Raw genomic sequence first — 14,308 nt, 5'->3', positions numbered from 1 at the left:
CGCTAGAGCGGTTGAGAAGGGCGAGACATTATCACCGTCAGGTAATGGCTCAAAGGGATTTAAATCCCCGTTTTTAGTGGGTAATAACGGGGTGATTTGCGCAATCGGGCGGTTAGTCGAGCTCTGAGCAGTTCACGAGTTTCAGCGGATTGACGGAGTTCATATTGCGACACTTATCGGTTTCGGTGCTCATCAGTTCAATCCACTGCATCAGGAGTGCATCGAAAATGAGAACGGAGATTGCAAAGACAACCAGCCACCAGTATTTACGAATCATTGTGTCATTCCGCGGGAAGAGCGCCAGTAAGGTGGGGGAAATATACACGAAAAATTGGGGTTGAAAAGCAGGAGAGGCGAAGGTTTACAATGCGTTGACGGAGAAGCGCAGGTAATAAAAAAGGCGCTTCCCCATGCCGAAGAGCGCCTTTTTAAACAAGCATTTAACTGATTAGTATCAGTTCATGCCGTATTTTTTCAGTTTCTTACGCAGAGTACCACGGTTGATACCCATCATCAGCGCAGCGCGGGTTTGGTTACCGCGGGTGTATTGCATCACCATGTCCAACAGTGGCTGTTCAACTTCAGCCAGTACCAGCTCATACAGATCATTAACATCCTGACCATTCAGTTGAGCAAAATAGTTCTTCAGTGCCTGTTTAACCGAGTCACGCAGGGGCTTTTGAGTTACCTGGTCCTGAGAGTTAACGGTAGAAACGGTCAGTACGTCAGAATTTACGCGTTGTTCGAACATAGTTCTGTCAGCTCTTTATTTCATTACGCAAGATTTTCGAAGTATGCCTCCAACGCCTCCAGCTGTACGCTGGCATCCTCTATGGCGTTGAATGTGCGCCGAAACTGGTCATCTGGAGCGTGCTCCTGGAGATACCAGGAGACGTGTTTACGCGCAATTCGGTACCCTTTTGCCTGACCGTAGTGGTCATGCAGTTCCCGAACATGCGAACAAAGCAAGCGCTTAACCTCTGCCAGAGGCAGCGGGGCAAGCAGCTCCCCAGTGTCCAGATAATGCTGGATTTCCCGGAAGATCCAGGGTCTTCCCTGAGCGGCACGTCCTATCATCAGAGCATCAGCTCCCGTATAGTCGAGTACAGCTCTGGCTTTAAGCGGGTCAGTTATGTCGCCATTCGCGATAATCGGAATGGAAACTTTCTGCTTAACTGCCCGAATGCTGTCGTATTCAGCTTCACCGTTGAACAAACAGGCGCGAGTGCGTCCATGGATGGTCAGGGCCTGAATGCCACAGTCTTCGGCCAGTTGGGCAATCTCTACACAGTTACGGTGTTCCGGCGACCAACCCGTGCGAATCTTCAACGTAACAGGAACGTCCACCGCGCTGACAACCGCCGTCAGGATAGCTTTCACCTGGTCGGGGTATTGCAGAAGGGCTGAACCTGCAAGCTTGCGATTCACCTTTTTGGCCGGGCACCCCATATTGATATCAATAATCTGGGCACCACTGTCCACGTTAATCCGCGCGGCATCTGCCATCTCTTCAGGCACGCTTCCGGCAATTTGCACGGTGCGAATACCTGGTTCATCAACGTGCACCATCCGAAGGCGGGATTTATCGCTTTCCCAAACCTGCGGGTTAGACGACATCATCTCGGATACGGTTAAACCGGCTCCCATCTCATAGCACAGCGTCCTGAACGGCCGGTCTGTAATACCTGCCATTGGGGCTGCGATCAGGCGATTTCTAAGCTGGTGGTGTCCGATGCGCATGAGTTAAGAAATGACCATACTGTGACTGCAAGGCGGCGTATATTACGCATTTTTTGCACGAGATGAAAGGCCAAACTTTGAACAATCCACTGTTGTAGATCAAGGAATCGCCGCCCAATCTTTCCGTTCAAAATTATTCATTATTTAAATCATTAAGTTATATAATAATGGTTATTTTATGGACGCTTACAATTTCCCGTAACTTCTCATCATTTCTGAATAAATGCATCGCTGAAGCGGGATAATCTGCTGTTTTTAGCAGCAGATTTCCCTAGTTCTTTGCGATCTGCGTCGCATTTTAGAACATGATCGTCATGCGAAAAATGCGTGTTATTCGACCACGACGCGCCCATGCAGCGACTGTACCGGACGGTTATTATCGTGATGCATTGTCTGGGTGAATCTGGCAAGTTGTTCTGCAGAAACCGTCAGGGGCTGTTTAAGCACAATCCAGATAACGCCTTCTGAACACGGTGGAGTGGTCAGTGAACCGCTAAAGCGCCAGTACGTTTTATTTTTTGGCAGCAGTTTGTTCAGGTTGAGATCCTGTTTGATAGAGACGTTCTGCTCGGCCTGCTGAGGCATAACGCGCCACAGTTTTTCAAGCTCCGGGTTTGCGGCCCCTTTATCAAACATGACCGCCACCACCGTCAGTTCTCCACCGGCATTTTTATGAACCAGGTGCATTTCCATCGCGTATCTCTTGCCATGTACGGTGTTTTCGCTCGGCGCGTGGAAATGGAACTGCTGTAACGTCCAGGTTTGCTTATCAAGAGTAAGGGTATCGCGGGTGTTCGCCTGTTCACCTGCCTGAATGGTATGGCCATTGTTCGTCAGTGTAACAGGGCCATCAACGTAGTGGGTTTGTAGCGGAGAGAGATGGGCGTTAACGGTCGAATCAATATTAATGGGAGACTGGTTCATTCCGCTTTGACAGGTCTTGTATGCCTCGTCCAGTTCGCTCCAGTGTTTCGGCGAACCTTCCCCTTCGTAGCTCCAGTGTGATGCGAATGCTGAACCCGAGATCACGCTCAGCGCCAGCAGCGCTGCCTTGCCTGTAATGTGTTTCATCATATTCTTCCGGTGAATTTTTGTAATACAAATCAATGTGATTTGTAGGGTTATTTTACCGAAGAATGAACGAAGGAGAGAGGATTATCAGAGGGGGTGAGGCGTGGTCAGATGACCACGCCAAATGCTTATTTTTTACGACCGGTGATGCGGCACCACTCTTCTTTTTCCACTACCGGGTCAAGGGCAAAGAGATCGGCGTAGGCTTCACATACGCTGTCGGCCTGGCTCGCCAGGATACCGGAAAGCCCCAACAGACCGCCCTCAACGGGCAGCACGCTGATTAACGGGGCCAGCTCGCGCAGTGGGCCCGCCAGAATGTTTGCGACCACCACATCGGCTTTCATGGCTTCTGGCTGAGCATCCGGCAGATACAGCTCCAGACGATCGGAGACGCCGTTACGCTCGGCATTATCGCGGCTGGCCTGAATCGCCTGCGGATCGATATCGATCCCGATGGCTTTTGCCGCGCCCAGCTTCAGGGCTGCAATCGCGAGGATCCCGGATCCACAGCCGAAGTCGATCACTGTCTTACCGTCCAGATCCAGCCCATCCAGCCACTGCAGGCACAGAGACGTGGTTGGGTGAGTACCGGTACCAAACGCCAGACCCGGGTCGAGCATCACGTTGACTGCGCTTTCATCAGGGACATCGCGCCAGCTCGGGCAGATCCACAGACGTTTGCCGAACTGCATCGGGTGGAAGTTATCCATCCACTCGCGTTCCCAGTCTTTATCTTCAAGCTGTTCGATTTTGTGCACGAAACCCGCGCCCAGCAGAGGATGATTCTCCAGAATCGCGACAACCTCTTTCATATCGGTTTCGGCATCAAACAGGCCAATAACGTCGGTATCACCCCACAGGCGGGTTTCGCCCGGCAGCGGCTCAAAGACCGGCGTGTCATGCGTGTCCTGGAAGGTGATAGAGACCGACCCGGCCTCCATCAGCGCATCGCTCAGTTCTTCGGCGTTAGCGCCGGTTGTGTTCAGTTTTAGTTGGATCCACGGCATGGCAAAACTCTTTATTTATCAGTAGAAATCATAGCGGGTTGTGGGACGGGCTGACCGAAACGGTTCCCCACCACAAACGCCAGTAAACTTAGCAGTAACGAAGGCACAATCGGATGGAAGCCCAGGTACTGAATCTTAAACGTTGCGAGGACGGCGTAAAGCACGCCGCCTACAATCATCGCGCTCAGCGCACCGGCGGCATTCGCGCGCTCCCAGTAGAGCCCTAACACCAATGGCCACAGGAATACCGCTTCAAGCCCACCAAATGCCAGCAGGTTCAGCCAGATGATCATCTCCGGCGGGCGCCACGCGGCTAACAGCAGCAATGCCCCTAACGCCAAAGTAATAACGGCCGACATGCGCTTCAGGCGCCGTTCATTCTCTGCCTGCTCAGGACGCAGGTTCAGATAGAGATCTTTTATGATCGTAGCGGAACTTTGCAGCAGCTGAGCGTTGATTGTCGACATAATGGCGGCCATCGGTGCGGCGAGGAAGATCCCGGCGGCAAATGGCGGCAGCACTTTAACCATCAGGGTTGGGATAACCAGATCGGGTACGGTAAGGTCGGGAATAACTGCCCGACCTAACGCGCCCGCCAGGTGCATACCAAACATCAGGATTGCGACAACGATAGTGCCGATAATGATACCTCTGTGCACGGCTTTGCTGTCTTTGTAAGAGATACAGCGCACGGCGGTATGCGGCAGGCCAATCACCCCAAAGCATACCAACACCCAGAACGAGGTCATAAAGGTTGGCGAAAGGATGTCATCCGCGCCCTGCGGCGAAACCAGTTTTGGATCGATCGCCTCGAGCGTTTCAACCGCATGGCTCAGGCCGCCCGCGGCGTGGACGATGCCGACCAGCAGGACAATAGTGCCGATAAGCATAACCATGCCCTGCATCGTATCGTTCAGCACGCTGGCGCGAAATCCGCCAAACGCGGTATACAGCGCAATGCTGACTCCGAAGATGATCAAGCCTGTCTCGTAGGGGATACCCGCAGCCGTTTCCAGCAGGCGTGCCCCGCCGATAAACTGCACCGTCATTGCGCCAATAAAGGCCACCAGCAGGCTTAAGCTGGCCAGCCACACCAGTAAACGGCTCTGATAGCGGGCAAACAGCATATCGTTGAGCGTCACGGCATTATAACGGCGCGCCAGAATGGCAAATTTTTTACCCAGTATGCCCAGCGAGAGCCAGACGGCTGGAAGCTGGATCATCGCCAGCAGCACCCAGCCTAACCCGTATTTATAGGCCGCACCGGGCCCGCCGATAAACGAACTGGCGCTGATGTAGGTCGCGGTCAGCGTCATGGCCAGCACGACGCCACCCATCGAGCGGCTGCCAAGAAAATACTCGTTCAGGAAGGTGCCCGTTGTTCTTTTACGCATGGCGTAAACGGATAAACCAAACACCACTAACAAGTAAGCGATAAGCGGCAGAATGACTTCAAGCTGCATCATCGTCCTCCAGCGGAATATCGCGATAGATGAATTTCACCATTGCCCAGCACAGCAGGATGAAGACCAGCGGTACCAGCAGACACGCCATTTCGAACCAGTGCGGCAGGCCGGTGATGCCAATAGCGGAGTCAGGTAAGTAAGCAGTTACTATCCATGCTGCGAGATAGAGAAGGGTCAGCCACAGCGCCCAGCGCGCTTCTTTATGGGCCTGAACAAAACGTTTGTCCATTTTTTGTCCCTTGTGGATGAAGAAAGCGGGGATTGTACATGATGAGGCTTTCCAGGCCCCAGAAATAAAAAAGGCCGGATAATCCGGCCTTTTAGCAACACAGGTCTCTTACTTCTCGTTCAGACCGAGTTTTTTCTCCAGATAGTGGATGTTAGTTCCACCATTCTGGAAGTGCTCGTCGCTCATGATACGCATCTGCAGATCAACGTTGGTTTTGATACCGTCGATGATCAGTTCCTGCAGGGCGTTTTTCATGCGGGCAATCGCCACGTCACGGTTTTCGCCGTAGCAGATAAGCTTGCCGATCATTGAGTCATAGTACGGCGGTACGGTGTAACCGGCGTAGATATGAGACTCCCAGCGCACACCAAAGCCACCCGGCGCGTGGAAACGCGTGATTTTACCCGGGCTTGGCAGGAAGGTGTTCGGGTCTTCGGCGTTGATACGGCACTCTACCGCATGGCCTTTCACCACAACTTCTTCCTGCTTGATGGACAGCGGCTGGCCTGCAGCGATACGCAGCTGTTCTTTGATCAGGTCAACGCCGGTGATCATTTCGGTAACCGGGTGTTCAACCTGAATACGGGTGTTCATTTCGATGAAATAGAACTCGCCGTTTTCGAACAGGAACTCAAAGGTACCTGCACCGCGATAGCCGATATCGACACACGCTTTGGAGCAACGCTCGCCGATGTAGCGACGCAGTTCCGGGGTAATGCCCGGTGCTGGTGCTTCTTCGACCACTTTCTGGTGACGACGCTGCATGGAGCAGTCACGTTCTGCCAGATAGATCGCGTTACCCTGACCGTCAGCCAGCACCTGAATTTCGATGTGGCGTGGGTTTTCCAGGTATTTTTCCATGTACACCATGTCATTGCTGAAAGCGGCTTTCGCTTCTGCTTTGGTCATGGAGATGGACTGCGCCAGTTCAGCATCGCTACGCACAACGCGCATACCGCGACCGCCGCCGCCGCCGGACGCCTTGATGATAACCGGGTAGCCAATGCGTTTAGCATGAGCACGGTTAGCATCCATGTCGTCGGTCAGAGGGCCGTCAGAGCCTGGTACGGTTGGAACACCGGCTTTTTTCATCGCGGTGATTGCAGACACTTTGTCGCCCATCAGGCGGATGGTGTCGGCTTTCGGGCCGATGAAGATGAAGCCAGAGCGTTCCACCTGCTCAGCAAAGTTGGCGTTCTCAGAGAGGAAGCCGTAACCCGGATGAATTGCCACCGCGCCGGTGATTTCAGCGGCGCTGATGATAGCCGGGATGTTCAGATAGCTTTTTACGGACGGAGCCGGGCCAATACAGACCGTCTCATCCGCCAGCAATACGTGTTTTAAATCGCGATCCGCGCTTGAGTGCACAGCGACGGTCTTGATGCCCAGTTCTTTACAGGCACGAAGAATACGCAGTGCGATCTCGCCGCGGTTGGCGATAACAATTTTATCCAGCATGTACGCCTCGTTACTCGATGACGACCAGCGGCTCGTCAAATTCAACCGGCTGACCACTTTCGACCAGAATCGCTTTCACAGTACCTGATTTGTCTGCTTCGATCTGGTTCATCATTTTCATCGCTTCAACGATGCACAGGGTATCGCCTACGTTGACTTTCTGACCCACTTCGATGAACGCCTTCGCGTCCGGGCTCGGGGTGCGGTAGAAAGTACCAACCATTGGGGAACGTACGATGTGACCACTGATTTCTGCTGCAGCGGCAGGTGCGGCTTCAGCTGCTGGCGCAACGGCTGCGGAGAGCGCAGGCTGCTGCACTGGCGCAGCATAAGCTTGCTGCATTACCGGGAAGCTAGCGGCTGGGGCTGCACGGCTGATGCGTACAGACTCTTCGCCTTCAGAAATTTCCAGTTCGGAGATGCCTGATTCTTCAACCAGCTCGATCAGTTTTTTAATCTTACGAATATCCATGAGTGGGTTCCGTACTCTTGTTTAGTGTGATTGTGACAAGCGTTTTACCGCTGTCTGTAAAGCGTATGAATAGCCGTCTGCGCCCAGTCCACAGATAACGCCAGCAGCGATATCCGACAGATACGAATGGTGACGGAACGGCTCTCGGGCGTGCACATTACTCAGGTGGATCTCGATAAACGGGATACTCACCGCAAGCAGTGCGTCGCGGATAGCAACACTGGTGTGCGTAAACGCGGCCGGATTGATCAGGATATAGTCCACATTGTCTTTAGCCTGATGAATACGGTCGATGAGTGCGTACTCCGCATTCGACTGAAAATGATCCAAATCCACATTTAGTGACGCTGCTTCCGTTCCCAGACGGTTAACAATTTCACTCAATGTTAGCGTGCCATACTTCTCTGGCTCACGGGTGCCGAGCATGTTCAGGTTCGGTCCGTTCAAAACTAAGATATGGAACTTATCAGTCATAATGCCGCTATCTCCTGCGATTTTCGGGTAAAAAACAAAATATACCTTCGAAACGCAAATGTCACCTTTTCAGAGGCTTAAAACCGCTGTCAGGCGAACCAAGGTCGCACATTATAACGATTTCGTAGCATTTAGCAGCTAAATACTGGTCTTATCAGGGAAGATTATCAACCGCTATCCGAAAAAGATTTGCGGTTGACGGGTAATCTGCGGGAAAACGCACAGTTTCGCGAACTATCGCAACCACTGGCGGAACTTCTTGTAACGCCATGCTAAAAGCGCCACGGCCGCCAGTGCATACAGGATTGGCTGCGGCGAGAGGATCTTCACCGACCACAGGTAATGAATGGGAGCGAGGATCGCGACAAGATAGACGAGGTTGTGCAGAAGCTGCCAGCGCCTGCCCAGTTTTCGCTGCGCATATTGCGTGGATGTCAGCGCTAACGCCAGTAAAACCACCCAGCTCACGATACCCAGCGTCAGATAAGGACGTGTCACCAGTTCGCGGCCAAGCAGCGCCAGATTGTTAATTCCCAGTTCCAGCAGGGCGTAGCTGGTGAGGTGCAGCGTCGCCCAGGCAAAACACCATAGCCCTAACAGGCGACGGGTGCGTATCAATAAGGGCTGTTTAGCGTAGCGCGCCAGCGGCGAGACGAGCAAGGTAGCCAGCAAAAATTTCAGAGCCATCCGACCGGTAAAATGCTGGATATCCTTCGCCGGGTCTGCGCTAAAGAGCCCCTGGCTTGCGGCCCAGAACAGCCATATAAAAGGAAGCAGCCCGGCCAGGTGCAGCAGCACTTTCAGCCAGGTAATCTGTTTTGCCGTTAAACGCACTCAGAAGTTCTCCCGTAAGTTGAGGCCACGGTAAAGCGAGGCCACTTCATCCGCATAGCCGTTAAACAGCAGCGTCGGCTGGCGCTTCACGTCCAGCGCACCGCCGGAACCGATAAACCGCTCGGTTGCCTGCGACCAGCGCGGATGATCCACGTGCGGGTTCACGTTGGCGAAGAAACCGTATTCGTCCGGGGCCGCCAGATTCCAGGTGGTTGGCGGACGTTCGCGGGTAAGCTTAATGCTGACGATAGATTTAATCCCTTTGAAGCCATATTTCCACGGTACGGTTAAACGGATGGGGGCGCCGTTCTGCGGCGGAAGCGCTTTGCCATAAACGCCAACGGTCAGCAGGGTGAGGGGGTGCATAGCTTCGTCGAGACGTAGCCCTTCCACATACGGATACTCAAGCCCGCCACCGATAAACCGATCTTTCTGCCCGGGCATCTCGTCAGGCGCATAGCGCGTCTGGAAAGCGACATATTTTGCGTTGCTGGTGGGTTCAACCATCGCCAGCAGCTTATGAAGCGGGAAGCCGACCCAGGGCACCACCATCGACCAGGCTTCCACGCAGCGCATGCGATAGATACGCTCTTCGAGCGGGAAGCGGGTAGTGAGATCGTGGTGGTCCAGCGTCAGGGGTTTCGCCACTTCGCCATCAATTTTCAGCGTCCACGGATCGGTTTTGAGGCTCCCCGCGTTGGCGGCAGGATCGGCCTTATCGAGACCAAATTCGTAGAAGTTGTTGTAGCCGGTAACTTTATCTTCCGGCGTGAGCGTCAGCTTTTTTTGCCATTCGGCCGGTTTCGTAAAGGTGAGCGGGGCGCCGGATGGGGCCTTTGGCCGATCGTTGCCTTTAAACCAGTCGAGCAGGTCGGCGTGTGCCGCTGGAGAGAGCGTCAGGGCAGTGGCGCTGATGCCAAGCATTTTCAGGATCTGGCGGCGCTGTAACATAAAGACAGACTCAGACGTTACGTCGGCTTCCGTCAGTTTTCGGTTTTTCATGGCATCCTCCGTCATGCGTTTTTCTAAGCATGACGGAGGAGAGGGATTCGCGCGAATATGTCACGAAAATTTGAAGATTAGGCGATTTTCACCAGCGCGCGGCCGTGGAACTGGTTGTCCATGATCTTACTGGCGTATTCCGGCGCCTGGCTGAGGGTTATCTCCGTTGCGCTCTGGGTATAGAAAGATTCCGGCAGATCGCGCACCAGCCGTTCCCAGGCTTCATGACGACGGGCCGCAGGGGTCATCACGGAATCCACACCCTGCAGGCGTACGTTACGCAGAATAAATGGCATCACGGTGGTTGGCAGGGCAAATCCGCCGGCCAGACCGCAGGCTGCCACGCATCCGCCGTAGTTCATCTGCGCCAGGACTTTTGCCAGCACCTTATCGCCGACGGTATCCACCGCCCCTGCCCAAACCTGTTTTTCCAGCGGACGGGTTTCGGCAAATTCGTCGCGGCTGAGAATGCGGCTGGCGCCGAGCTGGCGCAGATAGTCATGTGTGCTTTCTCGGCCGGAAACCGCAGCGACCTGATAGCCCAGCTTGTGGAGCAGCGTGACTGCCGTGCTGCCCACGCCGCCGCTGGCACCGGTGACGACAATTTCCCCTGATTCAGGGCGGATACCCGCATCTTCCAGCGCCATCACGCACAGCATGGCGGTAAAGCCTGCCGTGCCGACGATCATTGCCTTGCGGCCATCCATGCCTTTCGGCACAGGCACCAGCCAGTCGCCCTTCACGCGCGCCTGCGTTGCCAGCCCGCCCCAGTGATTTTCACCCACGCCCCAGCCAGTGAGCAGTACATGCTGGCCTGGATGGAAGCGCGGGTCCTCGCTGGTATGAACCCGGCCAGCGAAATCGATCCCCGGCACCATAGGGAAATTTCGGATGATTTTACCCTTACCGGTAATAGCCAGCGCATCTTTATAATTTAAACTGGACCAGTCGATGTCGACGGTTACGTCGCCTTCCGGCAGGCGACTCTCTTCAACCGCCTGCACTGAGGCAAGCGTTTTGCCGTCCTGCTGTTCTAAGATCAAAGCCTGCATAAGGGGTCCTCACGACTCAGATGATTGGAAAATAATTTCTGAAGACTATACTCGCTCAGGGAAACGCAGTGCCGATTTAACGCAATAAATTGCCAGATACACCCGATTTGGTAGTATGCCGCATTTGAAATGCAAGTTAGCGCTTACTCGCTACCCCATCAACCACGGAGTAATCTCAAGGATGCGATTAACGACGAAGTTCTCAGCTTTTATCACCTTGCTGACGGGGCTTACCATTTTTGTCACGCTTCTGGGCTGTTCCCTGAGCTTTTACACCGCCATTCAGGACAAGCTGGTCAACCGGGTACAGTCTGTTGCCTCGGTGATTGATACGCGTCTGCTGACGACGCCGCTACCGGCGCTCTCCCGTGAGCTCGATGAGTTGATGGTACCTGTTGATATCGTTCAGATCGACATTCTGCAGGGAAAGCATCGTGTTTTAAGCCACGAACGACCGGGAAGCTATCGCCCCGCGGGCGTGGTAAGCCAGTATCGGGAAGTGACGGTGCATTCCCTTAAAAATCCGGGGATGACCATACACATGGTCTACCTCGATCCGATGGCCAGCTATTTTCGTTCCATGATGACCACCGCGCCGCTCACCGTCGCCGTTGCGTTTATCGTCCTGCTGATCTTTCTCGCAGTCCGCTGGCTGCGCCGCCAGCTCTCTGGTCAGGAGCTGCTTGAGATGCGATCCGTACGTATCCTGAACGGTGAACGCGGCCCGCAGGTGCGTGGCTCTGTCCACGAGTGGCCGTCACGCGCCAGCAGCGCGCTCGATACCCTGCTCTCCGAAATCCAGTTTGCCAGCGACCAGCGCAGCCGTATGGATACGCTGATCCGCTCTTATGCGGCGCAGGATAATAAAACTGGCCTTAACAACCGTCTTTTCTTTGATAATCAGCTCGCCACGCTGCTCGACGATTCAGAAAAAGTGGGGACACACGGGGTGGTGATGATGATTCGCCTGCCCGATTTCGATCTCCTGCGCGACACCTGGGGACAGCGAGCCGCGGAAGAAAACCTCTTTACGCTGATCAACCTGCTCTCCACCTTTATTATGCGCTACCCGGGCGCGCTGCTGGCCCGCTATCACCGCAGCGACTTTGCCGTGCTGTTACCTCACCGTACGCTGAAGGAATCCGAAAGCATCGCCAGCCAGCTGCTGAAGGCGGTAGATGCGCTGCCGCAGAGCAAAATGCTCGACAGGGACGATATGGTCCACATGGGGATCTGCGCCTGGCGTGGCGGACAATCGACTGAACAGGTGATGGAGCACGCGGAAGCCGCTACCCGCAACGCCGTGTTGCAGGGGGCCAACGGATGGTCGGTTTACGATGACTCGCTGCCGGAAAAAGGGCGTGGCAACGTGCGCTGGCGCACGCTGATTGAGCAAATGCTCAGCCGCGGCGGTCCACGTATTTATCAAAAACCCGCGGTCATGAAAAACGGCAACGTTCATCACCGTGAACTGATGTGTCGTATTTTTGACGGTACCGAAGAGGTCATCTCTGCGGAATATCTGCCGATGGTGCTGCAATTTGGCCTGTCCGAAGAGTATGACCGCCAGCAAATTACCCGGCTGATTCCGTTTTTATCCTTCTGGCCTGAAGAAAACCTGGCGTTACAGGTGACCGTGGAGTCGTTAATACGCCCACGTTTTCAGCGCTGGCTACGTGATACGCTAATGCAATGCGAAAAATCGCAACGTAAACACATTATTTTTGAACTTGCTGAGGCCGATGTAGGTCAACACATCAGCCGGTTACGTCCGGTGGTACGTCTGATCAATGCGCTCGGTGCACGTATCGCTGTGACGCAGGCAGGTTTAACGCTTGTCAGCACCAACTGGATCAAGGAACTGGATGTGGAGTTATTAAAGCTACATCCGGGGCTGGTAAGGAATATTGAGAAGCGTACGGAAAACCAGCTGCTGGTACAGAGTCTGGTAGAAGCGTGCAAGGGTACGCGAACACAAGTATTTGCCACGGGCGTGCGCTCCAGAAGCGAATGGCAGATGTTAACAGCGCGCGGCGTGATGGGCGGTCAGGGGGATTTTTTTGCTGCCTCTCAACCGCTTGACACCAACGTGAAAAAATATTTGCAAAGATACTCTGTTTGACCTGCCGTTTACGCTGTTTTCACGTAGAATATCGCGCCTGTAGCTTTGAGTATGTCGAGCAAAAAGCCAGTGAACGACCTGTAACGGGTTACAAATGTCAGTGGGAAACGCTACTGTTTACTCAGCCCTGAGGAAATCAGGGGATGATTTTGTAACATCAGGAAACGTACTGCACAAATTTTCACCGTTGCAGATGATTTTTGCGCCTTGTCGCTGCTGCGTGTGGTTGGTAAAGTAAGCGGATTTTGTTTTCCGCCCCAGCTTTCAGGATTATCCCTTAGTATGTTGAAAAAATTTCGTGGCATGTTTTCCAATGACCTGTCCATTGACCTGGGTACCGCGAATACCCTTATTTATGTAAAAGGACAAGGCATCGTATTGAATGAGCCTTCCGTTGTGGCCATTCGTCAGGATCGTGCAGGCTCGCCGAAAAGCGTGGCTGCAGTGGGTCATGACGCGAAGCAGATGCTGGGTCGTACCCCTGGCAACATCGCCGCCATTCGCCCAATGAAAGACGGCGTTATCGCCGACTTCTTCGTGACTGAAAAAATGCTTCAGCACTTCATCAAGCAGGTTCACAGCAACAGCTTCATGCGTCCAAGCCCGCGTGTTCTGGTGTGTGTGCCGGTTGGTGCAACCCAGGTAGAGCGTCGCGCAATCCGTGAATCTGCCCAGGGTGCAGGTGCACGCGAAGTGTTCCTGATTGAAGAGCCAATGGCTGCGGCCATCGGTGCTGGCCTGCCTGTATCCGAAGCTACCGGTTCTATGGTGGTGGATATCGGTGGTGGTACCACTGAAGTGGCCGTTATCTCTCTGAACGGCGTGGTGTACTCCTCTTCCGTACGTATCGGTGGTGACCGCTTCGATGAAGCCATCATTAATTATGTGCGCCGTAACTACGGCTCTCTGATCGGTGAAGCCACCGCAGAGCGTATCAAACACGAAATCGGCTCTGCGTATCCGGGCGATGAAGTGCGTGAGATCGAAGTACGTGGCCGTAACCTGGCTGAAGGTGTTCCACGCGGTTTCACCCTGAACTCCAACGAAATTCTGGAAGCTCTGCAGGAACCACTGACGGGCATCGTGAGCGCGGTAATGGTTGCGCTGGAACAGTGTCCACCAGAGCTGGCGTCCGATATCTCCGAGCGCGGTATGGTTCTGACCGGTGGTGGTGCGCTGCTGCGTAACCTCGACCGCCTGTTAATGGAAGAGACAGGTATTCCTGTCGTAGTTGCAGAAGATCCACTGACTTGCGTCGCCCGTGGTGGTGGCAAGGCGCTGGAAATGATCGACATGCACGGCGGCGATTTGTTCAGCGAAGAGTAGTCGAGTTTGAGAGGGTAGCAATTTGCTACCCTTTCTCTCTGACGCGAGAATA

At 54.0% G+C, this 14,308-nt stretch carries 15 protein-coding genes; 2 read left to right on the top strand and 13 right to left on the bottom strand.

From position 1 onward, the window contains the following. Positions 1–112: 112 nt before the first annotated feature. From ACZ6J2_RS14745 to acuI, 13 genes are all read right to left on the bottom strand, one after another. Positions 113–277, bottom strand: coding sequence for a DUF2556 family protein (locus tag ACZ6J2_RS14745; protein WP_008502862.1), 165 nt, complete (start codon positions 275–277; stop codon positions 113–115). A gap of 177 nt (positions 278–454) precedes the next feature. Next, complete coding sequence (gene fis, locus ACZ6J2_RS14740; RefSeq protein WP_000462905.1) at positions 455–751, bottom strand: DNA-binding transcriptional regulator Fis; 297 nt, start codon at positions 749–751, stop codon at positions 455–457. 23 nt (positions 752–774) lie between these two features. Further along, positions 775–1,740, bottom strand: coding sequence for a tRNA dihydrouridine synthase DusB (gene dusB, locus ACZ6J2_RS14735; protein ID WP_471726042.1), 966 nt, complete (start codon positions 1,738–1,740; stop codon positions 775–777). Positions 1,741–2,070: 330 nt separating this feature from the next. Then, a complete protein-coding gene (locus tag ACZ6J2_RS14730) occupies positions 2,071–2,811 on the bottom strand; it encodes a carbonic anhydrase (RefSeq protein WP_471726051.1) in 741 nt (246 codons plus the stop codon). Between the two features lie 128 nt (positions 2,812–2,939). Then, the gene (gene prmA / locus ACZ6J2_RS14725) at positions 2,940–3,821 is read right to left on the bottom strand and encodes a 50S ribosomal protein L11 methyltransferase (RefSeq protein ID WP_039260393.1); all 882 of its coding nucleotides are present in this window, start codon (positions 3,819–3,821) and stop codon (positions 2,940–2,942) included. 11 nt (positions 3,822–3,832) lie between these two features. Further along, positions 3,833–5,284, bottom strand: coding sequence for a sodium/pantothenate symporter (gene panF, locus ACZ6J2_RS14720; RefSeq protein WP_033146770.1), 1,452 nt, complete (start codon positions 5,282–5,284; stop codon positions 3,833–3,835). Next, complete coding sequence (locus tag ACZ6J2_RS14715; RefSeq protein WP_471726041.1) at positions 5,274–5,516, bottom strand: YhdT family protein; 243 nt, start codon at positions 5,514–5,516, stop codon at positions 5,274–5,276. Before ACZ6J2_RS14715 ends, panF begins: the two co-directional genes overlap by 11 nt. A gap of 108 nt (positions 5,517–5,624) precedes the next feature. After that, positions 5,625–6,974, bottom strand: coding sequence for an acetyl-CoA carboxylase biotin carboxylase subunit (gene accC / locus ACZ6J2_RS14710; protein WP_023333644.1), 1,350 nt, complete (start codon positions 6,972–6,974; stop codon positions 5,625–5,627). Between the two features lie 10 nt (positions 6,975–6,984). Next, positions 6,985–7,446, bottom strand: coding sequence for an acetyl-CoA carboxylase biotin carboxyl carrier protein (gene accB / locus ACZ6J2_RS14705; protein ID WP_010436174.1), 462 nt, complete (start codon positions 7,444–7,446; stop codon positions 6,985–6,987). Between the two features lie 21 nt (positions 7,447–7,467). Continuing rightward, on the bottom strand, positions 7,468–7,920 hold the full coding sequence (aroQ, locus tag ACZ6J2_RS14700; protein WP_023309405.1) for a type II 3-dehydroquinate dehydratase: 453 nt from the start codon (positions 7,918–7,920) through the stop codon (positions 7,468–7,470). A 234-nt stretch (positions 7,921–8,154) separates the two neighbouring features. Next, on the bottom strand, positions 8,155–8,754 hold the full coding sequence (gene msrQ, locus ACZ6J2_RS14695) for a protein-methionine-sulfoxide reductase heme-binding subunit MsrQ (protein WP_471726040.1): 600 nt from the start codon (positions 8,752–8,754) through the stop codon (positions 8,155–8,157). Continuing rightward, entirely contained in the window at positions 8,755–9,756 is a 1,002-nt protein-coding gene (gene msrP, locus ACZ6J2_RS14690; protein WP_471726039.1) for a protein-methionine-sulfoxide reductase catalytic subunit MsrP, read from the bottom strand. It lies immediately after the preceding gene. A gap of 77 nt (positions 9,757–9,833) precedes the next feature. After that, positions 9,834–10,808, bottom strand: a complete 975-nt coding sequence (gene acuI, locus ACZ6J2_RS14685; RefSeq protein ID WP_448159358.1) for an acrylyl-CoA reductase (NADPH) — start codon at positions 10,806–10,808, stop codon at positions 9,834–9,836. Positions 10,809–10,989: 181 nt separating this feature from the next. On the opposite strand from acuI, the gene csrD reads away from it, so the two are divergent. Next, positions 10,990–12,930 carry an RNase E specificity factor CsrD gene (gene csrD, locus ACZ6J2_RS14680; RefSeq protein WP_471726038.1) on the top strand — a complete coding sequence of 647 codons (1,941 nt, stop codon included), beginning with the start codon at positions 10,990–10,992 and terminating at the stop codon, positions 12,928–12,930. Positions 12,931–13,212: 282 nt separating this feature from the next. Then, a complete protein-coding gene (mreB, locus tag ACZ6J2_RS14675; RefSeq protein WP_000913396.1) occupies positions 13,213–14,256 on the top strand; it encodes a rod shape-determining protein MreB in 1,044 nt (347 codons plus the stop codon). Positions 14,257–14,308: the final 52 nt, after the last annotated feature.

The sequence above is a fragment of the Enterobacter sp. E14S genome (assembly GCF_055666685.1).
The sequence above is the reverse complement of the archived record's forward strand: the minus strand, read 5'-3'. Positions and strand labels throughout refer to the sequence as shown.

Coding starts and splice junctions, on each gene's coding strand:
- ACZ6J2_RS14745 (WP_008502862.1), bottom strand. CDS start 277: ATGATTCGTAAATACTGGTGGCTGGTTGTCTTTGCAATCTCCGTTCTC.
- fis (WP_000462905.1), bottom strand. CDS start 751: ATGTTCGAACAACGCGTAAATTCTGACGTACTGACCGTTTCTACCGTT.
- dusB (WP_471726042.1), bottom strand. CDS start 1,740: ATGCGCATCGGACACCACCAGCTTAGAAATCGCCTGATCGCAGCCCCA.
- ACZ6J2_RS14730 (WP_471726051.1), bottom strand. CDS start 2,811: ATGAAACACATTACAGGCAAGGCAGCGCTGCTGGCGCTGAGCGTGATC.
- prmA (WP_039260393.1), bottom strand. CDS start 3,821: ATGCCGTGGATCCAACTAAAACTGAACACAACCGGCGCTAACGCCGAA.
- panF (WP_033146770.1), bottom strand. CDS start 5,284: ATGCAGCTTGAAGTCATTCTGCCGCTTATCGCTTACTTGTTAGTGGTG.
- ACZ6J2_RS14715 (WP_471726041.1), bottom strand. CDS start 5,516: ATGGACAAACGTTTTGTTCAGGCCCATAAAGAAGCGCGCTGGGCGCTG.
- accC (WP_023333644.1), bottom strand. CDS start 6,974: ATGCTGGATAAAATTGTTATCGCCAACCGCGGCGAGATCGCACTGCGT.
- accB (WP_010436174.1), bottom strand. CDS start 7,446: ATGGATATTCGTAAGATTAAAAAACTGATCGAGCTGGTTGAAGAATCA.
- aroQ (WP_023309405.1), bottom strand. CDS start 7,920: ATGACTGATAAGTTCCATATCTTAGTTTTGAACGGACCGAACCTGAAC.
- msrP (WP_471726039.1), bottom strand. CDS start 9,756: ATGAAAAACCGAAAACTGACGGAAGCCGACGTAACGTCTGAGTCTGTC.
- acuI (WP_448159358.1), bottom strand. CDS start 10,808: ATGCAGGCTTTGATCTTAGAACAGCAGGACGGCAAAACGCTTGCCTCA.
- csrD (WP_471726038.1), top strand. CDS start 10,990: ATGCGATTAACGACGAAGTTCTCAGCTTTTATCACCTTGCTGACGGGG.
- mreB (WP_000913396.1), top strand. CDS start 13,213: ATGTTGAAAAAATTTCGTGGCATGTTTTCCAATGACCTGTCCATTGAC.